Here is a 22,726-nt window from a genome sequence, read left to right on the forward strand (position 1 = left end):
GCCGTCGAAGGCCCGCGACAGCGGTCCTCGCGGCCCCCGTCACGAAATGAGCCCCGGATGTCACTGCCCTTCGCCGATCGCCTCCCGCTCTCGCGACAGGCGGCCGACCGCGACGGCGTCGGACGCTCGCGGCCCGCGCTCTTCGACGAGCTGCTCGCCGATCCCGCCACCCGCGTGCTCGTCCTGCACCACGACCGGACTCTGGTCGAGGCCGACCGCCTCCTCCTGCGCCGCCCCGAGGACGTGACCGCCGGCACCCTCCGGATCTACCTCGGCCGCACGCTCGCCGAGGCCCCCGGCGAGCCGGTCGGAACTCCCGTCATCGCGACCGTCCTCACCGACGCGGCCGCCGCCGAGCTCGAGCCCGACGAGGAGCGGTGGAGCGGCCTGCGCCCGATCGCCGAGCGCCTGAGCGACCGCGACGCGGGCCTGTTCACCGAGGCGCTCGCCATCGCGAACTGGCACGCCTCGCACGGCTACTCGCCCCGCAACGGCGACCCGACCGTCGTCGAGCAGGGCGGCTGGGTCCGCCGCTCGCCCACCGACGGCAGCCAGGTCTTCCCGCGCACGGATCCGGCGATCATCGTCTGCGTCCTCGACGCGGACGACCGCCTCCTCCTCGGCTCGAACGCGATGTGGGGCACCGGCCGCTTCTCCCTGCTCGCCGGCTTCGTCGAGCCGGGCGAGTCGCTCGAGGCCGCCGTGATCCGCGAGATCGGCGAGGAGTCGGGCATGCGCGTCGTCGACCCGCAGTACCTCGGCTCGCAGCCCTGGCCCTTCCCCGCCTCCCTCATGGTCGGCTTCACCGCCCGCCTCGCCGAGGACCAGTCCCCGGAGGATCTGCTCCCGGACGGCGAGGAGATCGTCGAGCTGCGCTGGTTCACCCGGCAGCAGCTGCACGACTCGCTCGAGTCCGTGCTGCTGCCCGGCCGCTCGTCGATCGCCCGCGCGATGATCGAGGACTGGTACGGAGGCGAGCTGGAGAACGGCCCGATCGCGTGACCCTGCTCGACGGACTCGACGAGGGGCAGCGCGAGGCGGCGGAGGCGCTGCTGGGGCCGGTGTGCGTCCTCGCGGGAGCGGGCACGGGCAAGACCCGGACGATCACGCACCGCATCGCGCACGGAGTGGCGACCGGCGTCTACACGCCCGGTCGCGTCATGGCACTGACCTTCACCAGCCGCGCCGCGGCCGAGCTGCGCTCGCGCCTGCGGGTGCTCGGCGCCGGCGGCGTCCAGGCCCGCACCTTCCACGCCGCCGCCCTCTCGCAGCTCGGCTACTTCTGGCCGCAGCTGGTGGGGGGCACGATGCCCCAGCTGCTCGACGGCAAGGCCCGCCTGCTCGGGCACGCGGCCGAGCGGCTCCGCCTGAAGCTCGACACGGCGACGCTCCGCGACCTCTCGGCCGAGATCGAGTGGCGGAAGGTGTCCGCCCTCTCCCTCGAGCAGTACGCCGTCGCCGCCCGCACGCGCCCCCTGCCCGGACGGCTCACCCTGGAGCAGACGGTCGCGCTCGTGGACGAGTACGAGGGGCTGAAGGACCAGCGCCGCCAGATCGACTTCGAGGACGTCCTGCTCGTGACCGCCGGGATGCTCGAGTCCGAGCCCGCGATGGCGATGCAGGTGCGCGAGCAGTACCGCTTCTTCGTCGTCGACGAGTACCAGGACGTCTCGCCGCTGCAGCAGCGGCTCCTGGAGCTCTGGCTCGGCGACCGGAGCGACCTCTGCGTCGTCGGCGACGCCAGCCAGACCATCTATTCCTTCGCGGGTGCGCGGGCCGACTACCTCCTCGACTTCCCGTCCCGCTGGCCGGCCGCCACCGTGGTGCGTCTGGAGGAGAACTACCGCTCGGCCGTGCCGATCGTCCAGACGGCGAACCGCCTCATGCGGGGCAGGCCCGGCGCCCTCTCGCTCCACGCCGTCGCCGCCGCCGAGGCGCCGGAGCCCGCGATCGACGCCTACCCGGACGACATCGCGGAGGCGCGCGGGATCGCGGCGCGGGTCGCGGCCGACATCGAGGCAGGGGTGCGCCCCTCCGACATCGCGGTCCTCTTCCGCACGAACAGCCAGTCGGCGGTCATCGAGCACGCCCTGCACGAGCGGGGAGTGAGCGCGCACATGCGCGGCGGCAAGCGCTTCTTCGACCTCCCCGAGGTGAAGCAGGCCGTGATGCAGCTGCGCGCGGCGTCCGTGTCGATCAGCGGCGAGCCGCTGTTCAAGTCGGTGAGCGACGTCCTCCGCTCGCTCGGCTGGAGCGCCGAGCCCCCGTCGGCGCCCGGTGCGGTGCGCGACCGGTGGGAGTCGCTGGACACGCTGGCCCGCCTCGTCGACGAGGCCCCTGCCGGATGGACCTTCCGCCAGTTCACCGACGACCTGATCGCACGCCAGCAGGTGCACCACGAGCCGGACCGCGGCGCGGTCACCCTCGCCACGCTGCACTCGGCGAAGGGCCTCGAGTGGGAGTCGGTGCACCTGATGGGGCTCGCCGAGGGCCTGCTGCCGATCTCGTACGCCGCCGGCCTCGAGGCGATCGACGAGGAGCGGCGCCTCCTCTACGTCGGCATCACCCGGGCCCGCCGGCGCCTGCGCCTGTCATGGGCGCGCTCGACGGTCGGCCGCGTCACGCGGAGGGAGCCGTCGCGCTTCCTCGAAGAGCTCGGCACGCGCACTCGGGGTGCGGCTCCCGCTCCCGCACGGTGAACGCTCCGGAGGCGTCGCTGTAGACCCGCTCGGCCGCGCGCAATCCTCGCCAGCCCGCGAGCAGCCGCCGCAGCACGGCGTCGGCGGCCGCCACGGCGATCGCGGCGCTCGCGAGCGGCGTGCGGGTGGGGGCCGTGCGGCCGAGCACCTGGATCACGAGGCGCGCGCGATCCGGGTCGAGGTCCATCCGGTCCCGCTCGGCGCAGTGCAGGCACGGTCCGGAACCCGGCTCGACAAGGGGTCCGAGGCGCACCGATTCGTCGCCGAACACCACCGCCAGGTGCGGCACATCGGCCGCGAGCCAGTGCGCGGCGCGGGCGGGGGCGACCGCGAAGTCGGCGATCAGCACGGCGAGGTCCGGCGTCCCGTCGTCGGCGACCAGCGAGCAGCCCTCGCTCCGGAGCAGCGTGCGCAGTGCGTCCGGTGCCGCGCCCGTCCCCTCGACGACGACCCGCGGTGCCGGGGGAGGGCCGCCGGGCTCGACGCTGCGCAGCAGGACCGGCCGGAGCGCCTCGAGCACCTCGTCGACCCGCGCCTCGCTCGCTCCGGCGCGCGCCGCGATCAGGCGGACGGTGCCGGCGCTGGTGCCCACGCGGAGGGCGTCGAGCAGCAGCTCCTCCGGGTAGCCGACGCCGTCCAGGACCGCGTGCGGCCGGTCGAGGCCGAGCTGCACCGCGGTCGCGGAGCGCCAGAGCAGGGGGAGTCGGGGATCGAGCCGGAGCACCATCCGGCGATCATGGCCGAGACCGGCCCGGCGCCGCGCGAGTTGTCCACAGGCGGGCGCCGGACGGGGGGTCAGACGGGGCGGTCGCCCGTGGGGGAGGAGCCGCGGTCGTCGTCGTCCGGCGAGCCGGCGTCGTCGGTCGTGTCCGGAGCGTCTCCGGAGGCGCCGTCGCCCTCGCGCGGCATCGTGCCGTTCAGCAGGTCCTCCAGCGCGCGGTCCATCTCGTCGGGCTCCGGGGTCTCGCCGCGGGCCTCGGCCGTGAGCCGGGCGACGAGCGCGCTCGGGTCGTCCAGGTCCTCTGAGCCGGGGAGCAGGTCGGGGTGCGACCAGAGGGAGTCGCGGGCCTCGGGCCCGACGGCGTCGGTCACGGCCTGCCACATCGCGGCGGCCTCGCGGAGGCGGCGCGGGCGCAGCTCCAGGCCGACGAGGGTCGCGAAGGCGGATTCGGCCGGGCCGCCGGAGGCGCGGCGGCGGCGGACCGTCTCGGCGATCGCCCCGGCGCTGGGCAGGCGGGTGGTCGCCGCCGCGGTGACGACGTCGACCCATCCCTCGATGAGGGCGAGGACGGTCTCGAGGCGGCCGTGCGCGGCGAGCTGCTCCTCCGTCTTCGGCGGGATGAGCGCGCCGGAGGTCATCGCGTCGCGGAGCTCCTCGGGGTTCGACGGGTCGAAGCCCTCGGCCAGCTCCTCGAGGCGGGTGATGTCGATGCTGATCCCGCGCGCGAAGTCGGTGATCTGCGAGATGAGGGCGAGACGGAGCCACTTGCCGTGCCGGAAGAGGCGGGCGTGCGCGAGCTCGCGGACCGCCAGGTACAGCTGCACCTGGTCCAGCGGGATGTCGAGGCCCTCGCCGAACGCGGCGACGTTCTGCGGCAGGATCGCCGCGTCGTTCTCCTCCAGCAGCGGGATGCCGATGTCGCCGCCCGAGACGACCTCGGCGGCGAGCTGCCCGACGACCTGGCCCAGCTGCAGGGCGAACAGGGTGCCGCCGATCCCGCGCATCATGCCCTCGGCACCGGCGATCATCGCCTGCATCTCCTCCGGGGCCTGCTCGCGGAGCACGCGGGTCAGCGCGTCCGAGATGCTCAGCGCCACCGGCTCGGCGAGCTGGGTCCAGACCGGCATCGTCAGGGAGATCCACTCGAGGCGGCTGATCGAGCGCGGCGTGCGGCTCAGCTCGGAGACGTACGCGACCTCGTCGAGCCAGAGCGCGGCGACGCCGAAGGCCGCGTCGATCGGAGCCCGCACGGAGTCGGACACCGGCGCGGACTCGGCGCGCGCGAGCTGCTTCGCCTGCTCGAGCGAGAGCGTCCAGTTGACGCCGCCGTCGCCGTTCTGCTGCATCGCGCTCTGCAGCTGCGAGAGCAGGTTCTGCAGGGCCACCGGGTCGTTCGGCAGGCCTGCCGCTCCGGCGAGCTGCGAGGGGTCGACCGGGCCGTTCCCCGAGAGGAACTGCCGCAGCATCTCCCGGAACTCGTCCTCGGAGCCGCCGCCCGCTCGGTCCGCACTGTCGCCATCGGCCATCGGGATCAGCCCTCCGTCGCTCACGTGAATCCGGTCGCCGCACCGCCTCCGCGGCCCTGCACAGGGCGCCGGTTCCGGCGCGACTCCCAGTCGTGCAAGCTACGTTAGCCCGAGCGCCCGGGGCCTCGGCGTGCAGAGCACCGCTCGGGCCCAGCCCGCTTCCGCCCGCCGCGAACATCCCGGCGGAGCCGCTCCACCCGTTGCCAGAAAGGCCCCCGTGTCGCTGTTCTCCGACGACCCGCGCCCCTCCTCCTCCCCGCGCCGCCCTTGGGTCGGACCGGTCGTCCTCCTCTCGGGTGTCGCCGTCGTGGTCGGTCTGGGCGTCGCGCCCGCCCCCTACGTGATCGAGCAGCCCGGCCCCGTGTTCGACACCCTGGGCAGCAGCAAGGACATGCCCCTCATCTCGATCCCGGACCGCACCACCTATCCCACGGCCGGCACGCTCGACATGCTCACCGTGTCGGTCGTCGGCAACCCGCAGAGCCTGCCCACCTGGGTCGAGGTCGCGAGCGCCTGGTTCGACAGGACCAAGGCGGTCGTCCCGGTCGACGCGATCTTCCCTCCCTCCTCCACGGTCGAGGAGCGCGACGAGGCGAACCAGGCCGAGATGACCGACTCCCAGCAGGAGGCGATCGCCGCCGCGCTCACCGAGCTCGGCTACCCCGTCGAGCAGCGCGTCTCGGTCGTGCAGGTGCCCGAGGGCTCCCCGGCCGAGGGCGTCCTGGAGGCGGGGGACGAGATCCTCGCGGTCGCGGGCACCCCCGTCGCCGACGCGACCGCCCTGCGCGCGACCCTGCAGACCCTCGGCACCGGCTCCCCGGTGCAGGTCAGCATCGAGCGCGAGGGCGTCCGGCAGGAGGTGGAGGTCACGCCGCGCGACTCGAACGGCGCCGCCGTCATCGGCGTCCTCCCCGGAGCGGCCTTCGACTTCCCGTTCGAGGTCGACATCCAGCTGGACGACGTGGGCGGGCCGAGCGCGGGCATGATGTTCGCCCTCGGGATCATCGACAAGCTCACCGAGGGCGAGCTCAACGGCGGGCGGAGCGTCGCCGGGACCGGCACGATCGACGCGGCCGGCGAGGTCGGCGCCATCGGCGGGATCCGCCAGAAGCTCTACGGGGCGGAGGGCGCCGGAGCCGAGTACTTCCTCGCCCCCGCGACCAACTGCAACGAGGTCGTCGGCCACGTCCCCGACGGGCTCGACGTGCTCGCGGTCTCGACCCTCGACGACGCCCTCGCCGCCCTGAAGGGCATCGCCGCGGGCGACACCTCCGGGCTGCCGGACTGCAGCACCGCCTCTCCCCTCGACTGATCCCACCCGCCGACCCCGGGTCGACGCCCAGGTGAGCCGGACAGCCGTCGCATAGCATGGGTGGCCTCCCCTCACATCTCGACAGCAAGAGGCCCTCACGTGAGTTCCACAGCAACCGAAACCCCGCCGCGGAAGAGACGGAGCGTCCTCGCCGTCACTGTCGTAGTGGTGGCCGTCCTGGTGGTGGCGTTCTTCGTCTTCGCCGGTCTGTACACCGACATCCTCTGGTACGACCAGCTCGGCTTCCTCTCCGTGCTCACGACGCAGTGGGCGGCGGCGGGCGGTCTCTTCGTCATCGGCTTCGTCGCCATGGCGGTGCCGGTGTTCATCAGCCTGATGCTGGCGTACCGCCTCCGGCCGGTCTACGCGAAGCTCAACTCGCAGATCGACCGCTACCAGCAGGTCGTGGAGCCGCTGCGGCGCCTGGCCACCTTCGGGATCCCCGCGGTGCTCGGCCTCTTCGCCGGCGTCTCCTCCGCCACCCGCTGGCAGACGAGCCTCACCTTCTGGAACCGCACGCCCTCGGGCACCACGGATCCGCAGTTCGGCCTCGACACGTCGTTCTACCTCTTCGAGCTGCCCTTCTACCAGAGCATCGTCGGCTTCGCGTCGGCGGTCCTGCTGATCTCGGCGTTCGCGACCCTCGCCACCGGCTACCTCTACGGAGCGATCCGGGTGAACGGCCGCGAGATCCGCATCTCGAAGGCCTCGCGCATCCAGCTGGCGGTCATCGCCGCCCTCTACCTCGCCGTGCAGGCGGTCAGCCTCTGGCTCGACCAGTACGCGACGCTCGCGCAGCAGGGGCCCCGCATCACCGGCGCCACCTACTCCACCGTCAACGCGACGATCCCGGGCCTGCAGATCCTGGCCGGCATCGCGGCGCTGGTCGCGATCCTCTTCGTCGTCACCGCCTTCATCGGCCGCTGGCGCTTCCCGGTCATCGGCACCGCGCTGCTGATCGTGTCGAGCCTGCTCGTCGGCTCCCTCTACCCGTGGATCGTGCAGAAGTTCCAGGTCGAGCCCAACGAGCGCACGCTCGAGCAGCCCTTCATCCAGAACAACATCGACATGACCCGCCAGGCCTACGGCGTCAGCGACGTCGACGTCATCCCCTACGACGCGACCACGGACGCGGAGCCGGGCGCCCTGCGCTCGGACGCCGAGACCACCGCGAACATCCGCATCCTCGACCCCGCCGTCGTCACCGACGCGTTCTCGCAGCTGCAGCAGTTCCGCCAGTACTACAAGTTCGGCGACACGCAGAACGCGCTCGACGTCGACCGCTACTCCATCGACGGATCGACGCAGGACGCCGTGGTCGGCGTCCGCGAGCTGAACCTCAACGGCCTCGGCACCAACCAGACCTGGTACAACCAGACGCTGGTCTACACCCACGGCTACGGCCTGGTCGCCGCGTACGGCAACCAGCGCTCGGCCGACGGAGAGCCGGTGTTCATCGAGTCCGGTGTCCCGACGACGGGCGACCTCGGCGACTACGAGCCGCGGATCTACTTCGGCGAGAACTCCCCGCCGTACTCGATCGTGGGCGGCAACGACTCGCGCGACATCGAGCTCGACTACCCCTCGGGCACCGATGGCGCGCAGCAGACCTACACGACCTTCGACGGCGAGGGCGGCCCCGCTCTCGACAACGTCTTCAAGAAGCTCGTCTACGCGATCAAGTTCCAGTCCGAGCAGATCTTCCTCTCGGACGGCGTGAACGACGACTCGCAGATCCTCTACGACCGCGATCCCGTGCAGCGCGTCCAGAAGGTCGCGCCGTACCTCAAGCTCGACTCCGACGCCTACCCGACCGTCGTCGACGGCCGCGTGAAGTGGGTCGTCGACGGGTACACCACCTCGGCCGACTACCCGTACTCGGAGGTGCAGAGCCTCTCGCAGGCGATCGCCGACACGAACACGCAGCAGCAGTTCCCGACCGACGACGTCAACTACATCCGCAACTCGGTGAAGGCGACCGTCGACGCGTACGACGGCAGCGTCACGCTCTACGCGTGGGACACCGAGGACCCGATCCTGCAGACCTGGCAGAAGATCTTCCCGACCACGGTGAAGCCCGTGAGCGACATGTCGGGCGAGCTGCTCAGCCACGTCCGGTACCCGGAGGACCTCTTCAAGGTCCAGCGCGCGGTCCTCGGCACCTACCACGTCACCGACGCGGGCTCCTTCTACTCCCGCGAGGACGCCTGGGCGACGCCGAACGACCCGACGAGCGGAGCCGCGACCACGGCCGCCGCGACCGGCACCAGCCTGCAGCCTCCGTACTACCTGACGCTGCAGACGCCGGATCAGGACGTGCCGTCGTACTCGCTCTACTCGACGTACATCCCGGCGAGCGTCCAGGGCGCGCAGGCCAGCCGCAACGTGCTGACCGGCTACCTCGTGGCCGACTCCGACGCCGGCTCGACGGCGGGCTCCGTGGCCGACGGCTACGGCACGCTCCGCCTGCTCGAGCTGCCGAAGGACGACACGGTGCCCGGCCCCGGCCAGGTGCAGAACGCGTTCACCACCGACCCGACGGTCGCGAACGAGCTGAACATCCTCTCCCGCGGCGACACCACCGTCACGAGGGGCAACCTGCTCACGCTGCCGGTCGGCGGCGGCCTGCTCTACGTCCAGCCGATCTACGTGCGCTCCAACGGAGACACGAGCTTCCCGCTCCTGCAGAAGGTGCTGGTCGCGTTCGGTGACGACATCGCCTTCGAGGACACCCTCGACGCGGCCCTCGACAGCCTCTTCGGCGGCGACTCGGGAGCCGACGCGGGCGACACCGGCACGCCGACGACTCCGGACGCCGGCACCGGCACCTCGGGCGGCGACACCGGAGGCGACGCGGGCGGCACGACCGGCGGCACCGGCTCCACGCCGGCCACGGGCGACCAGACGGCGCTGCAGCAGGCGCTGAACGACGCGCGGGACGCACTCACGGCTCGCGAGAACGCCCTCAAGGCGGGCGACCTCACCGCCTTCGCGGCGGCGGACGAGCAGCTGACCGAGGCGCTCTCGCGGGCGCTGCAGGCCGAGGGCGGCCAGTAGCCCGCATGGTGCAGGTCGACCGCGGCGAGCACCTCCGCTCGGGGGAGTGGCTCGAGCTGAACCGCACGTACTGGGAGGAGCGCACCGGCGAGGGTGCGCTCCACCCGGAGCTCGTCACCGCGGCGCTCCTCGGCCCCGGGCCGAGGATCCTCCAGCTCGGCTCGGGCGACGGGCTCGACGCGCTCGAGCTCGCCGAGCGCGGCGCCCGCGTGGTGGGCGTCGACTTCTCGATGCCCGCGGTGCGCCGAGCACGCGCCGCCGCCGCGGACAGGGACCTCGCCGGCTCCGCCCGCTTCGTCTGCGCGAACCTCTACGAGCTGCGGCACATGCTGCCGGAGCCCGACTCGTTCGACGTCGTGCTCTGCAGCGCCGGCGTCGTCTCGTGGCTCCCCGACCTGGAGGAGTGGGCGCGGCTGGTGGAGTGGTTCGTCGCCCCCGGCGGAGCGGTGCTCGTCGCCCCGTCGTCGTCCGCTCCCGTCGGCGCCGACGTCCGCACCTGGTCGCGCACCTCGTCCGAGCTCGCAGCCGCCCTGACGGCGGTCGGGCTGAGCGTGGACGAGAGCGTCGTGCTGCGCGCCGCCAAGCCCGCCTGAGACCGGAGCCCGCTCCCACCGCCGCGTCGATTTGCATCGGCGCCGGAACGCGTGTAGTGTTTCTTCTTGTGCCGCGGGGTGGAGCAGTTCGGTAGCTCGCTGGGCTCATAACCCAGAGGTCGTAGGTTCAAATCCTGCCCCCGCAACAAGAAAGCGAAAGCCGGTCCTGAGAAGGGCCGGCTTTCGTCGTTAACGCGGGTCGCGGACGTGCTGCCCGCGGCTGACAGTGCGCGGGCGGAGACCTCAGTCGCCCTCGATCACGCTCAGCACGTTGCCCCCCGGATCGCGGAACCAGCAGATCGTCGGCCCGTGGCCGCGCATCACTCCGTCCGCATCGGTCGGCAGCGACGGGTCGTCGTAGATCGCCGTGGTGACGCCTGCCGCGTGCAGCTCGGCGACCGCCGCGTCGACGTCCTCCACCGAGAAGTTCAGGATCGTGAACGACGCCGGCTCGTGGTCCGGCTTCGGGTACGCGATCGCGCGGCCTCCGCCCGGCAGCCGGATGTCGAGGATCCCCATCGCGTTCAGCTCGACCTCGAGCCCGAGCACTCCGCCGTAGAAGGCCCGCGCCGCCTCCACGTCGTCCACGCTGAAGCCGCTGAAGGCCCTCTCGCTCCGGATCATCGCCGTCCTCCGTCCCACGGCCGCACCGTCGCGCCCGCTCCGCTCCGGACGCTACTCCGGTCGCCCGTCCGCGTCACCGTCGGACCCGCCCGCGGTGCCGCCGACCGCCAGCCGGTCTCGCGCGACCCGCATCCGCGGACCGGCCTCCTGACGCTCCGCGCCGACGCGTGTGCCGGACCGGCCCGCACGTTAGGCTCGACCCCGATGCGAGGGGTGCTGCTGTGAGGGACGAACGCGGAGACGACGGCTCGAACGAGGGGCTCGGCGACCGCCCGACCCGGCGGAGCCTGCGGCAGGCGCCGCACGCGCTGCCCGCGGCACGCGTCGCCACTCCGGTCCTCACGCCCGTCCGCCCCGTGCGGCGCCGCCGGGGCCGTGTCTTCCGCGCGACCGTCAGCACGGTCGCCCTCGCCGCCATCGCGGGCCTCGTGGCGGTCTCCGCGCTCCCCGCCTACTCCTTCGACCCGGCACCCGATTCGCAGGCCGCCGTCGAGGCCGCCGCCCGCGTGCAGGCGCTCGGCAACCAGAAGCTCACCGTCGCGCCGACCGCGGTCCAGGAGCAGGTCATCCGCGACTCCTTCACCGCACCGACCCAGGCCCAGCTCGACGAGGCGGCCGCCCAGGCGCGCGCGCTCGCCGCCGCCGAGCAGGCCGCCCGCGACGCCGAGACCGCCCGCCTCGCCCAGGAGGCGCAGGCCGCGGCAGGCACGACCGGCGCGGACGGCGCCGCCGCGGGCAGCGGCGGCACCAGCACCTCGGTCACGCCCCGCGAGGAGGGCGACGACTACCCCTGGCGCGACCAGCTCACCGACGACCAGGGCGGCGGCCTCTCGCCGCTGCGGTACTACTACCGCGAGTGCGTCGACTTCGTCGCCTGGCGGATCAACCGCGACCAGGGCTCGACGAGCGCACCCTTCAAGTGGACCTGGGGCAACATGACCCCGGGCGGAGGCAGCGCCTACGCGTGGGCCGGCCAGTGGGCGTCCCACGGCTGGGTGACCAGCAGCACGCCCGTCCCCGGCGCGGTCGCCTGGTTCACCGGCAACCACGTCGCGTACGTGCAGGCCGTCAACTCCGACGGCACGGTCTCGCTCGAGGAGTACAACTGGGGCAACGACCACGCGTACCACATGCGCACCATCCCGGCCTCCCAGGTCGCCCTCTTCCTCTACCCGCCGAGCTGATGACCGGCGCCGTCGGCATGGCCGTGGCGCAGTTCGCCCCCTCGACGGACCGGGAGGCGAACATCGCGACGATCGGGCGCCTGGCCCGGATCGCCGCCGAGCGCGGCGCGAGCCTGGTGGTGCTGCCGGAGTACAGCTCCGCCTTCACCGATCCGCTCGGGCCCGAGCTGGTCGCGGCGGGCGAGGCGCTCGACGGCCCGTTCGTCACGGCTCTCGCGGCCCTCGCGCGCGAGCTCCGGATCCACCTCGTGGCGGGCATGGTCGAGGCGGTGGACGGGCGCCGCATCGCGAACACGCTCGTCGCGCTCGACCCCGAGGGCGCGCTCGTGGCCCGCTACCGCAAGCTGCACCTGTACGACGCCTTCGGCCAGACCGAGTCGGAGTGGGTCGCCGCGGGGGAGATCGCCGCACCCGAGACGTTCGAGGTCGGCGGCCTCGTCGTCGGGCTGCAGACCTGCTACGACCTGCGCTTCCCCGAGGTCAGCCGCTGGCTGGTCGACGCCGGGGTCGACGTCATCGCGGCACCGGCCGAGTGGGTGCGCGGCCCGCTCAAGGAGGCGCACTGGCGGACGCTGGTCACCTCCCGCGCGCTCGAGAACACGGTGTACCTCGTCGCAGCCGACCAGACCCCGCCGATCGGGGTCGGCACGAGCATGATCGTCGATCCGATGGGCGTCGAGACCGTCACCCTCGGCGAGGTCGAGGACGTCGCCGTCGCCTGGGTCTCGCGCGAGCGGATCGACGCGGCGCGCGCGAAGAACCCCGCTCTGGCGCTGCGGCGCTTCCGGGTGCTGCCGCTCTGACCGCCGCCCCCGGCCCGACGGCGCCGGGCATCCGACCGAATCCGCTGAGGCCGGCTCCTCAGCGCGCCATGCGGGCGAGGCCCGCGACCGCGGTCTCCAGCACCTCGAACCGCTTGCAGAAGGCGAAGCGGACGAGCGAGCGGTAGGGAGCGGCGTCCTCGGGGCGGCAGAACGCCGACACGGGCACCGCCACCACTCCCGCGAGATCCGGGAGCGCCCGGCAGAGCGCGACCCCGTCGTCGTAGCCGAGCGGTGCCGCGTCCGCGACGACGAAGTAGCCGCCCGAGGAGGGCGCGACGCCGAAGCCCGCAGCAGCCAGGCCCGCCGACAGCAGGTCCTTCTTGGCCGCAAGAGTCTGCGCCGCGCCGGTGAAGAAGGCGTCCGGGAGCCCGAGCCCGAGGGCGACGGCCCCCTGGAACGGCGAGCCGCTGACGTAGGTGAGGAACTGCTTCACGGCGAGGACGGCCGTGATCAGCTCGCGCGGGCCCGTGACCCAGCCGATCTTCCAGCCCGTGGTGCTGAAGGTCTTGCCCGCCGAGGAGACGGACAGCGTCCGCTCGAAGGCTCCGGGAAGGGAGGCCAGCGGGACGTGCGGGGTGTCGAAGTGCAGGTGCTCGTAGACCTCGTCCGTCAGGATCACGGCGTCGTGCCGCTCGGCGAGCCGCACGATCAGCTCGCGGGTCACGGCCGGGAGGACGGCACCGGTCGGGTTGTGCGGGTCGTTCACCAGGATGACGCGCGTGCGGTCGCTCACCGCGGCGGTCAGCTCGTCGTGGTCGACCGCGAAGGAGGGGCCGCGCAGGAGCACGGTGCGGTGCACCCCTCCGGCGAGGGCGATCAGGGCTCCGTAGGCGTCGTAGTGGGGCGTGAAGGTGACGACCTCGTCGCCCGGCTCGAGCAGGCCCAGCAGAGCCGCGGCCAGGGCCTCGGTGGCGCCCGTGGTGACGAGGACCTCGCCGTCGGGATCGAGGGCGATCCCGGAGAAGCGCAGCCGGTGCGCGGCGATCGCCTCGCGCAGGACGGGGAAGCCGGGACCCGGCGGGTACTGGTTGAGCCCGGACGCGATGGCGTCGCGCGCGGCGTCGAGGATCTCGCGCGGGCCGTCCTCGTCCGGGAAGCCCTGGCCGAGGTTGACCGCTCCGGTGCGCAGGGCGAGCGCGCTCATCTCGCTGAAGACGGTGGCGGCGACCTCGCCACAGGGGCCGAGGAGGCCGGCGCCCGCCGCGGCGCGCGACCAGGATCCGGGAATGCTCACGTGCCCAGTGTGCCCGCTCGAGCAGTCCGGCCGGTTTCATTTCCCGCTCGCAGGCCCGTCATAAGAAACCCCCAGGTACGATCGCCAAGCTATCCCCGCTTGGAAGGAGCAACACCCATGACCGAGAGTCACGAGGGTCCTCGTCAGCCGGAGGAACCCACCACGCCGACGGAGTCCGGCGCCCGAGAGGCGACCGAGCGCACCCCCGGCGAGAGCTCCGGAGCGTCGTCCTCGACCACCGGGCCCACCGAGCCGATCCACCGGGGCGGAGCGCACCGCGAGAGCGAGAACCCGACCGTCCCCTACCCCTCCTCCTCGGCCCCCCAGCCGCCGTACACGCCGAACGCGACGGCCGGCAACGAGGCGCAGCCCGTCTCCCAGCCCGCCCGCTACGGGCAGTACGCGCCGCCCGCCGCGAACACCCTGCACGGCTCCGAGGAGCCGCCCTCCTCGAGCCCCTTCGGCCCGGGCGCCGAGTACACCCCCGCCCCCACCGCCACGAAGCGCCGAGCCGGAGTGGGCGTCGTCGCGGCGCTCGCCATCGGCGCGGTCGTGGGCGGAGTCGCGGGAGCCGGCGTGTTCGGCCTCTGGTCCGCCTCCAACGGCGGCGGGACCCGCGTGGTCTCCGCCGGCGGCTCGCAGACGATCACGGTCAACAACGCCGAGGACGCGACGACCGCCACCGCGGTCGCCGCCAAGGCCACTCCGAGCGTCGTCACCATCGCGGTGAGCGGCAGCTCGTCCGCCGGCACCGGCTCCGGCATCGTGCTCTCGAAGGACGGCTACGTCCTGACCAACACCCACGTGGTCACCCTCGACGGCGAGATCGCGAACGGCGCCGTCTCGGTCACGACCAGCGACGGCCGGATCTTCGACGCGACCGTCGTCGGCACCGACCCGACCCTCGACCTCGCCGTCATCAAGCTGACCGGCGCGACCGACCTCAGCCCGATGACGTTCGCGGACTCCACCAAGATCAACGTCGGCGACACGGCGGTCGCCATCGGCGCCCCGCTCGGCCTCTCCGGCACGGTGACCGACGGCATCGTCAGCGCGCTCAACCGCAGCATCCAGGTCGCCTCCTCGGCGGCTCCGGACGACTCGGGCGACAGCTCGAGCGGCGGCACCGAGAGCCCGTTCAACTTCGACATCCCGGGCCAGCAGGAGCCGACCCAGGCGAAGAGCACCATCTCGCTGCCCGTCATCCAGACCGACGCGGCGATCAACCCGGGCAACTCCGGCGGCGCGCTGCTCGACAGCGACGGCGAGCTGATCGGCGTGAACGTCGCGATCGCGAGCGCAGGCCAGTCCTCCTCGAGCGGCCAGTCCGGCAACATCGGAGTCGGATTCGCGATCCCGAGCGCGATCGCCGAGCGCATCGCGAAGGAGATCATCGCGAACGGCTCCGCCTCGCACGGCCTGCTCGGCGCGAGCGTCTCCGACTCGACCGCGGACGTCCTCGGCGCCCGCATCGAGGAGGTCTCCGGAGGCGGTGCCGCGCAGGCGGCCGGTCTCGCCAAGGGCGACATCATCACCGCGATCGACAGCACTCCGATCACGAGCGCGTCCGACCTCACCGCGCAGGTCCGCGCGCAGGCCGCGAACGCCGCGGTCGAGCTGACCTACGTCCGCAACGGCCAGAGCTACCAGGCGAAGGCGACGCTCGGCCAGATGGCCGCCGGCTGACCCTCCGCCACCGCGCACAGCCCCTCGAGGATCCGTCCCCGGGGGGGCTGACCCTCCGCCGCCGCGCACAGCCCCTCGAGGATCCGTCCCCGGGGGGCTGTTCCGCGTCCGGGCCCGGCCCGGGGCGCGGCGCTCCCCGCTGGTAGGGTGGTGGATCCCTGCGCCCGCGCTCCTCCCGCACGAACTGGACCCATGCAGCACGAGATCCCGGAAGACGACCTCTCCGACCTGCCCGGCGTCTCCTACGTCATGCCCGTCCTCAACGAGGTCGCCCACGTGCGCGCCGCGGTCGACTCGCTGCTGCATCAGGACTACACCGGCCCCTTCGACGTCGTCCTCGCCGTCGCCCCGAGCATCGACGGCACGGAGCGGCTCGTCGCCGAGCTGAGCGCGGCCGACCCGCGGATCCGCGTCGTGCCGAACGAGGTCGGCTCCACTCCTGCGGGCCTCAACGCCGCGATCCGCGCCTCGCGCCACCCGGTCGTCGTCCGGGTCGACGCGCACTCCGTCCTGCCGCCCGAGTACGCGCGCACGGCGGTCGAGGCGCTGCAGCGCTCCGGAGCGGCGAACGTCGGCGGAGTGATGGCGGCGGAGGGCCTCACCCCGTTCCAGCGCGCGGTCGCCCGGGCCTACGGCTCCCGCATCGGGCTGGGCGGCACGCCCCACCACGTGGGAGGCGAGGAGGGCCCGGCCGACACGGTGTACCTCGGCGTCTTCCGCCGCTCCGCCCTCGAGCGCGCCGGCCTGTTCGACGAGCGCTTCAAGCGCGGGCAGGACTGGGAGCTGAACCGGCGGCTGCGCGAGCGCGGCGAGGTCGTCTGGTTCACTCCGCGCCTCACCGTCACCTACCGGCCGCGGCCCTCGATGCGCGCGCTGCTCCGGCAGTTCCTCTCGACCGGGATGTGGCGGGGCGAGCTCACCCGGATGTTCCCGGCCTCGCGGTCGCTGCGCTACTTCGCTCCGCCCGTGCTCGTCGCGATGCTCGCGATCGGGCTGCTCGTCGGGCTGGCGGGAGTCGTCCAGGTGCTCGCCGGAGCCGCGCCCTGGCTCCTGCTCGGGTTCGCGGTGCCCGCCGCCTACCTCCTCCTGGTGGCGGCGGCCACTCTCGTGGTCGCGCGGCCGGACGGCGCGCGTGCGATGCTGTGGTTCGCCGTGGTCATCCCGGCGGTCCACGTGGCCTGGGGGACCGGCTTCGTGCTCGGCTTCGCCGGGCTGACCAGCAACATCTCCGCCCACCGCCACCAGCCGCGGTCCGACTCGCCGAGGGGCGCATGACCACGACGACGAGACCCCGCTCCATCGCCGAGCTGCGCGCCGTCGCGCAGCCCCCGGAGGTGCGCGGGCGCCGCAACGCCGAGCACTGGACGGCGTCGCTCTACCTGCGCCGCTTCTCGCCCTACCTGACCTGGCTGCTGCTGAAGACCTCGATCTCGGCGAACGGCGTCACCGGGCTGATGATCCTGGTCGGCTGGAGCGCGGCGGCAGCCCTCCTGATCCCGGGGATCGCCGGAGCGGCGCTGGCGCTGCTCCTCGGCCAGCTGCAGATGCTGGTGGACTGCTGCGACGGCGAGGTCGCGCGCTGGCGCCGCACGTCCTCGCCGGCGGGCGTGTTCCTCGACAAGGTCGGGCACTACACGACCGAGGCGCTGATCCCGATCGCGCTCGGGCTGCGGGCGGCGGGCGTCCCGTTCGAGGCGCCGGCGGACTTCCTCTGGACCACGATCGGCTTCGCCCTGGCCCTGGTGATCGTCCTCAACAAGGCGCTCAACGACATGGTGCACGTGGCGCGCGCGAACGCCGGTCTCACGAAGCTGGCCGACACGAAGGGCGAGGCGGTGCCGTCCTCGTCCGGGCTGGCGGGGCTTCGCCGCGCGGCCCGCTTCCTGCCCTTCCATCGCCTCTACCACTCCGTCGAGCTGACGATGCTGGCCTTCGCGACCGCCCTCGTGGGCCTCGTCGTCGGAGCGGGCACGGCCGACCGGGTCCTCGTCGGGGCGCTGCTGCCGCTCGCCCTCCTCGCCCTGGTCGGCCACTTCGTCGCGATCATGGCGTCCAAGCGTGTCCGCTCCTGAGCCGCGGGTCGGCGTCGTCGTCCTGACGCAGGGGACCCGGCCCGACGACCTCGCCGCGGGGCTGGCCGGCGTCCTCGCGCAGGAGGGCGTCGAGCTGGACGTCGTCTGCGTCGGCAACGGCTGGGAGCCGGACGGCCTGCCCGAGGGAGTGCGCGCCCTGGCGCTCCCCGAGAACCTCGGCATCCCGGCGGGCCGGAACGCCGGAGTCGACGCCGTCGCGGGGGAGTACCTCTTCTTCCTCGACGACGACGCCCGGATCCCGTCTCCCCGCTTCCTCGTCGACGCGGTCGCGCTGCTCGCCTCGAACCGCCGCATCGGCCTGGTGCAGCCCCGCGTCGACAGCACGGACGGCACCCCGAGCCCGCGGCGCTGGATCCCGCGGATCCTCAAGGGCGACCCCCGCCGCTCCGGCCCCGTCTTCTCGGTCTGGGAGGGAGCGGTCGTGCTGCGGCGCGACGTGTTCGCCTGGACGGGCGGCTGGGCGGCTCCGTTCTTCTACGCCCACGAGGGCATCGAGCTGGCCTGGCGGGTCTGGGACACGGGTCGCACCGCCTGGTACGCGGGAGAGCTCGTCGCCCAGCACCCGGTCATCCAGCCGACCCGTCACGCCGACTACTACCGGCTGAACGCGCGCAACCGCGTCTGGCTCGCCCGCCGCAACCTCGCTGCACCTCTGGCGCTCGTCTACGTGGCGTCCTGGACCGCGATCCAGTGCCTCCGCTGGCGTCGCGACCCGGCCGCCCTGCGCGCCTGGTTCGCCGGCTGGCGGGAGGGATGGCGCTCGGATCCGGGCGGCCGGCGCGTCCTCTCGGCCCGCACGGTGCTCCGGATGGCGTTCGCCGGGCGTCCGCCGATCGTCTAGCATCGGGGAATCCGCCCCCGCCGGGGCCCCCGAAAGGACGACGGTGTTCGATTCGACCCAGCTCTCCCCGCCCGAGCGCGCCGAGGCGGAGACGACCCCTGCCGGACCGGACCTCCTCTTGGCGGTTCGCGAGCGCCTCGGCGCCGTCGACGACGAGTTCTCCGGCCGCCTCGACGAGCACCTCCCGCGCCTGGTCGATCTGCTCGCCACGGTGTACGCCGGCCGCGAGGACCTCGAGGACCAGCTGGTCGCGATCGTCGAGCTCGCCGCCGCCTCCTGGGAGGAGCGGCCCGAGGAGCTCCGCGCGCTCGACCGCGCCCGCGAGCAGCACCCGACCTGGTTCCTCTCGAACAAGGCTCTGGGCGGGGTCTGCTACGTCGACCGCTACGCGGGCGACCTCGAGGGGCTGCGCGCCGAGATCCCGTACCTCCGCGAGATCGGCCTGAACTACCTGCACCTGATGCCGCTCTTCGATGCGCCCGAGGGCGAGTCGGACGGGGGCTACGCGGTCTCGAGCTACCGGCGCGTGCGACCGGACCTCGGCGACATGGAGCAGCTCCGCGGGCTGGCCTCCGAGCTGCGCGAGCAGGGCATCGCACTCGTGGTCGACTTCGTCTTCAACCACACCTCGAACGAGCACGAGTGGGCGCAGCGCGCGCTGGCCGGCGAGCCGCGCTTCGAGGACTACTACTGGATCTACCCGGACCGGGAGCAGCCCGACGCCTTCGAGCGCACGACGCGCGAGATCTTCCCGGACGACCATCCCGGCTCCTTCGTTCAGCTGGAGGACGGGCGCTGGGTCTGGGCCACGTTCCACCGCTACCAGTGGGACCTCAACTACTCCAACCCCGAGGTGTTCCGGGCGATGGCGGGAGAGATGCTCTTCCTCGCCAATCAGGGCGTCGACGCCCTGCGGATGGACGCGGTCGCGTTCATCTGGAAGGAGCTCGGCACCACCTGCGAGTCGCAGCCGCAGGCGCACCTGCTGCTGCGCGCGTTCAACGAGGTCTGCCGCCTGGCCGCTCCGGCGCTGCTGTTCAAGTCCGAGGCGATCGTGCACCCCGACGAGGTGATCGAGTACATCGACGTCGAGGAGTGCCAGCTCTCGTACAACCCGCTGCAGATGGCGCTCACCTGGGAGGCGCTCGCCACCCGCGACGTCCGTCTCCTCTCGCAGGCCCTCGAGCGCCGGCACGCCCTCCCCGAGGGCACGGCCTGGGTCAACTACGTGCGCGGGCACGACGACATCGGCTGGACCTTCGCCGACGAGGACGCCGCCGAGCTCGGGATCGACGCGGCCGGCCACCGCCGCTTCCTCAACGACTTCTACACGGACCGGTTCGACGGCACCTTCGCCCGCGGAGTGCCGTTCCAGGAGAACCCGCGCACCGGCGACCGCCGCGTCTCGGGCACCACCGCGTCCCTCGCCGGAGTGGAGGCGGGCGACGCCTACGGGATCGACCGCGTGCTGCTCGCGCACTCGATCGCCCTGAGCACCGGCGGGCTGCCGCTGCTCTACCTCGGCGACGAGGTCGGCCAGCTCAACGACCACGGCTACCTCGACGACCCGACGACGGCCGGCGACTCGCGCTGGGTGAACCGGCCCCGCCGCCCCGCGGAGCGCTACGACGAGCGCGAGGTCCCGGGGACGGCCGCGAGCGAGGTCTTCGGCGGGCTGCTGCACCTCATCGCCGTGCGCAAGGCCGTGCCGATGTTCGCGGGCACCGAGCTGAGCGTCTTCGACCCGGTCAACGACCACGTGCTCGGCTACCAGCGCCCCGGCGACGGGGAGTCGGTGCTCGTGCTCGCGAACGTGTCGGACGAGGTCCAGGAGGTCGCGGCCGAGCGGTTCGGCGGGTTCGCCGCGGAGGCGGTCGACCTGGTCACCGAGATCGCGGTCGACCTGCGCGAGGGCTTCCGTCTCGCGCCGCTGCAGTTCGTCTGGCTGAGGGTGACCCCGGCCTGATCGGCCCGCGCGACGCCCCCGGCGTGGGGGCCGTCGCCGGTACCCTGGGGCGGATGACTCCCGCTCCCCGTGCCCTGATCGCCCGCCTCCGCACCGACGCGCGACTCGCGCGCAAGGTGGGCGGCGAGCTTCTCGCGGCTCGCCGGGCCCGCCACGCGGTGACCCGGCTGCTCGCGGAGCGCGGGCCGCTGCCCGAGGGCCGGTTCGAGATCGGCGTCTACTTCGCCGACGGCGACATCAACCTGTACCAGCTGCGGCAGTGGTACCGGCCGCTGGCCGAGCTGGCGGAGACGCATCCGGTCGTGCTCCTCAGCCGCAACGCCGGCGCCGCGGAGGTGCTGCTGCGCGAGAGCCCGGTCCCGGTCGCCTACGTCCGCTCCGTCTCCGACCTCGAGGGCACCATCGCGAGCCAGCCGCTGCGGATCGTGCTCTACGTCAATCAGAACGCCCGCAACTTCCAGATGATGCGCTACGGGCGCCGCTGGCACGTCTTCGTCAATCACGGCGAGAGCGACAAGATGTACATGACGACGAACCAGTTCAAGGCGTACGACTACAGCATGATCGCCGGGGACGCCGCCCTGGCCCGGCTGCGCCGCGTGCTCTGGGACTACGACTTCGACAGGCGCGCCCTCGCCATCGGCCGTCCTCAGGCGGACCACTTCGCCGGCGCCGTGCCGTTCACGCCCGACGAGCGCCGAGTGGTGCTCTACGCGCCGACCTGGGAGGGCGACCGCCTCGCCGCGGGCTACGGCTCGATCCGGAGCCACGGCACGGCCCTCGTGCGCGGGCTCCTGGCCGACCCGCGGTTCCGGCTCGTTTACCGCCCGCATCCCCGCAGCGGCGCGGTCGACTCCGACTACGCCGCGGCCGACCGGGCGATCGTCGCGATGATCGCCGCCGCCAACGCGGCCGATCCGCGCGCCGGTCACGTGCACGACACCGGTGCCGAGCTCGGCTGGCAGCTCGCCGCCGCCGACCTCGCGATCCTCGACGTGTCGGCGATGGTCTACGACCGGCTGGCCACGGGGCGCCCGCTGCTGGTCACCCGGCCCGTCAGCGCCGAGGCCGAGGTCGACGAGAGCGGCTACCTCGGCGACGCGGAGTGGCTGCACGCCGAGGACGCCTCCGCGATCATCGCGCGGATCGACAGCGCCGAGCACGATCCGGAGTCGGTCGAGCGGCTGGAGCGCTGGGTGCACCGCTACTTCGGCGACACGTCGCCCGGAGCGGCCACGCGGCGCTTCCACGAGGCGATCGAGCACCTGCTCACCGAGTGGGAGCGGCACGCCGCTCTGCACCGGGGCGACGGCGCGGTCGACGACCACGATCCGGAGGGCTGAGCGGGCGGGAGCACCGCTCGAACGGCCGCGTCAAGGGTGGGCCGGTCGCCGGGCGGCCTCCCGGTGCCCCGCTACGCTCGTCCCATGATGACCCCGCGCGCCTTCGCCCGCTCCCGCCGGCGCCGGTCGGCACCCGCCCAGCCCGCGGTCGAGCCGGACATCGTGGTCTCCGCCGACCCGGAGAAGCCGGTCTTCACGATCCGCTCCTTCCGCATCGGCCTGTTCGGTGCGCTCGGCGTGCTGGTGGCGCTCGTCCTGGGCGGCCTCGTCGTGCAGCTGGGCACGGTGCTGACCTACATCTTCGTGGCGCTGTTCTTCGCGCTCGGCCTCGATCCGCTGGTCTCCTGGCTCGAGAGCAAGCGCCTGCCGAGGCCGCTCGCGATCACAGCGGTATTCGCCGCGGTGGTGCTGATCTTCGCCGGCCTGCTGGTCTACATCATCCCGATCCTGGTCGAGCAGCTGACGATTTTCGTCACGAGCGCCCCGCAGATCGTCACCGACATCGCCTCGCAGCAGTGGGTGCTCGACCTCGAGCAGCAGCTGCGCGGCGTGATCGACATCGACGAGCTGATCGAGAGCGTCCAGAGCTTCATCGGCAACCCCAACAACCTGCTCTCGCTCGGCGGCGGACTGATCGCGGTCGGGACCGGGATCGCCAGCGGCGTGACCGGCGCCGTCATCGTGCTGATCCTGACGCTGTACTTCCTCGCGTCGCTGCGCTCGATGAAGGCCGTCGCCTATCGCTTCGCCCCCGCCTCGCACCGCGCGAAGGCGCACGACGTCGGCGACGAGATCACCGGCGCCGTGGGCCGCTACGTGGTCGGCCAGGTCTCGCTCGCCGGCGTGAACGGCGTGCTCACGTTCATCCTGCTGCTCTCGATCGGCGCCCCGGTGCCGGCGCTGCTGGCCTGCGTCGCGTTCCTCGGCTCCCTGATCCCGCTGGTCGGCACTCTCTCGGGTGCCGTGATCATCTCGCTCGCCTGCCTCCTGGCCTCGCCGCTGACCGCGCTGGTCGCCGCGATC

The 22,726-nt window shown here is 73.0% G+C and carries 18 protein-coding genes and 1 tRNA gene; 15 read left to right on the plus strand and 4 right to left on the minus strand.

Annotation, left to right across the window (positions count from 1 at the left end):
* The first annotated feature begins 57 nt into the window (after positions 1–57).
* Both nudC and C5D04_RS14270 read left to right on the plus strand, forming a co-directional pair.
* The gene (nudC, locus tag C5D04_RS14265; protein ID WP_104233180.1) at positions 58–1,002 is read left to right on the plus strand and encodes an NAD(+) diphosphatase; all 945 of its coding nucleotides are present in this window, start codon (positions 58–60) and stop codon (positions 1,000–1,002) included.
* Positions 999–2,699, plus strand: a complete 1,701-nt coding sequence (locus C5D04_RS14270) for an ATP-dependent helicase (RefSeq protein ID WP_104224836.1) — start codon at positions 999–1,001, stop codon at positions 2,697–2,699. The genes nudC and C5D04_RS14270 overlap by 4 nt, the downstream gene beginning before the upstream one ends.
* Here C5D04_RS14270 and C5D04_RS14275 read toward each other — a convergent pair.
* Both C5D04_RS14275 and C5D04_RS14280 read right to left on the minus strand, forming a co-directional pair.
* Positions 2,620–3,426 (minus strand): hypothetical protein, encoded by an 807-nt coding sequence (locus C5D04_RS14275; protein WP_104325804.1) that lies wholly within the window; start codon positions 3,424–3,426, stop codon positions 2,620–2,622. The genes C5D04_RS14270 and C5D04_RS14275 overlap by 80 nt on opposite strands.
* Positions 3,427–3,494: 68 nt before the next feature.
* The gene (locus tag C5D04_RS14280) at positions 3,495–4,946 is read right to left on the minus strand and encodes a zinc-dependent metalloprotease (RefSeq protein WP_104347900.1); all 1,452 of its coding nucleotides are present in this window, start codon (positions 4,944–4,946) and stop codon (positions 3,495–3,497) included.
* A 217-nt stretch (positions 4,947–5,163) separates the two neighbouring features.
* Here C5D04_RS14280 and C5D04_RS14285 point away from each other — a divergent pair, with 217 nt between their 5' ends.
* The 4 genes from C5D04_RS14285 (at position 5,164) to C5D04_RS14300 (ending at position 10,054) form a co-directional block, all read left to right on the plus strand.
* Complete coding sequence (locus C5D04_RS14285; RefSeq protein WP_104347892.1) at positions 5,164–6,258, plus strand: PDZ domain-containing protein; 1,095 nt, start codon at positions 5,164–5,166, stop codon at positions 6,256–6,258.
* A 99-nt stretch (positions 6,259–6,357) separates the two neighbouring features.
* A complete protein-coding gene (locus C5D04_RS14290; protein ID WP_181027225.1) occupies positions 6,358–9,315 on the plus strand; it encodes a UPF0182 family protein in 2,958 nt (985 codons plus the stop codon).
* 5 nt (positions 9,316–9,320) lie between these two features.
* Entirely contained in the window at positions 9,321–9,908 is a 588-nt protein-coding gene (locus C5D04_RS14295) for a bifunctional 2-polyprenyl-6-hydroxyphenol methylase/3-demethylubiquinol 3-O-methyltransferase UbiG (protein WP_104347893.1), read from the plus strand.
* Between the two features lie 72 nt (positions 9,909–9,980).
* Positions 9,981–10,054: transfer RNA gene (locus tag C5D04_RS14300), tRNA-Met, on the plus strand.
* A gap of 97 nt (positions 10,055–10,151) precedes the next feature.
* Here C5D04_RS14300 and C5D04_RS14305 read toward each other — a convergent pair.
* Positions 10,152–10,532, minus strand: coding sequence for a VOC family protein (locus tag C5D04_RS14305; RefSeq protein ID WP_104347894.1), 381 nt, complete (start codon positions 10,530–10,532; stop codon positions 10,152–10,154).
* Positions 10,533–10,753: 221 nt separating this feature from the next.
* On the opposite strand from C5D04_RS14305, the gene C5D04_RS14310 reads away from it, so the two are divergent.
* Positions 10,754–11,716 (plus strand): CHAP domain-containing protein, encoded by a 963-nt coding sequence (locus C5D04_RS14310; RefSeq protein WP_181137723.1) that lies wholly within the window; start codon positions 10,754–10,756, stop codon positions 11,714–11,716.
* On the plus strand, positions 11,716–12,519 hold the full coding sequence (locus tag C5D04_RS14315) for a carbon-nitrogen hydrolase family protein (RefSeq protein ID WP_104347896.1): 804 nt from the start codon (positions 11,716–11,718) through the stop codon (positions 12,517–12,519). The genes C5D04_RS14310 and C5D04_RS14315 overlap by 1 nt, the downstream gene beginning before the upstream one ends.
* Positions 12,520–12,577: 58 nt before the next feature.
* Here the strand turns inward: C5D04_RS14315 and C5D04_RS14320 are convergent, their stop codons facing one another.
* Complete coding sequence (locus tag C5D04_RS14320; RefSeq protein WP_104347897.1) at positions 12,578–13,774, minus strand: aminotransferase class I/II-fold pyridoxal phosphate-dependent enzyme; 1,197 nt, start codon at positions 13,772–13,774, stop codon at positions 12,578–12,580.
* Between the two features lie 117 nt (positions 13,775–13,891).
* On the opposite strand from C5D04_RS14320, the gene C5D04_RS14325 reads away from it, so the two are divergent.
* The 7 genes from C5D04_RS14325 to C5D04_RS14355 form a co-directional block, all read left to right on the plus strand.
* Positions 13,892–15,460: a S1C family serine protease gene (locus C5D04_RS14325; RefSeq protein ID WP_104347898.1), complete on the plus strand. Its 1,569-nt coding sequence runs from the start codon at positions 13,892–13,894 to the stop codon at positions 15,458–15,460.
* A gap of 192 nt (positions 15,461–15,652) precedes the next feature.
* Entirely contained in the window at positions 15,653–16,735 is a 1,083-nt protein-coding gene (locus C5D04_RS14330) for a glycosyltransferase family 2 protein (protein WP_181137724.1), read from the plus strand.
* Positions 16,732–17,532 (plus strand): CDP-alcohol phosphatidyltransferase family protein, encoded by an 801-nt coding sequence (locus C5D04_RS14335; protein WP_104223579.1) that lies wholly within the window; start codon positions 16,732–16,734, stop codon positions 17,530–17,532. Before C5D04_RS14330 ends, C5D04_RS14335 begins: the two co-directional genes overlap by 4 nt.
* A complete protein-coding gene (locus C5D04_RS14340) occupies positions 17,519–18,394 on the plus strand; it encodes a glycosyltransferase family 2 protein (protein ID WP_104233189.1) in 876 nt (291 codons plus the stop codon). Before C5D04_RS14335 ends, C5D04_RS14340 begins: the two co-directional genes overlap by 14 nt.
* A gap of 118 nt (positions 18,395–18,512) precedes the next feature.
* The gene (locus C5D04_RS14345; RefSeq protein WP_104257288.1) at positions 18,513–20,360 is read left to right on the plus strand and encodes an amylosucrase; all 1,848 of its coding nucleotides are present in this window, start codon (positions 18,513–18,515) and stop codon (positions 20,358–20,360) included.
* A 53-nt stretch (positions 20,361–20,413) separates the two neighbouring features.
* On the plus strand, positions 20,414–21,703 hold the full coding sequence (locus C5D04_RS14350; protein ID WP_258068928.1) for a hypothetical protein: 1,290 nt from the start codon (positions 20,414–20,416) through the stop codon (positions 21,701–21,703).
* An 84-nt stretch (positions 21,704–21,787) separates the two neighbouring features.
* Positions 21,788–22,726: AI-2E family transporter (locus tag C5D04_RS14355; protein WP_104347899.1), on the plus strand; the 939-nt coding region annotated here is incomplete at its 3' end.

The sequence above is a fragment of the Rathayibacter sp. AY1D2 genome (assembly GCF_002932695.1).
In the GTDB taxonomy this organism is placed as follows: Bacteria; Actinomycetota; Actinomycetes; order Actinomycetales; family Microbacteriaceae; genus Rathayibacter.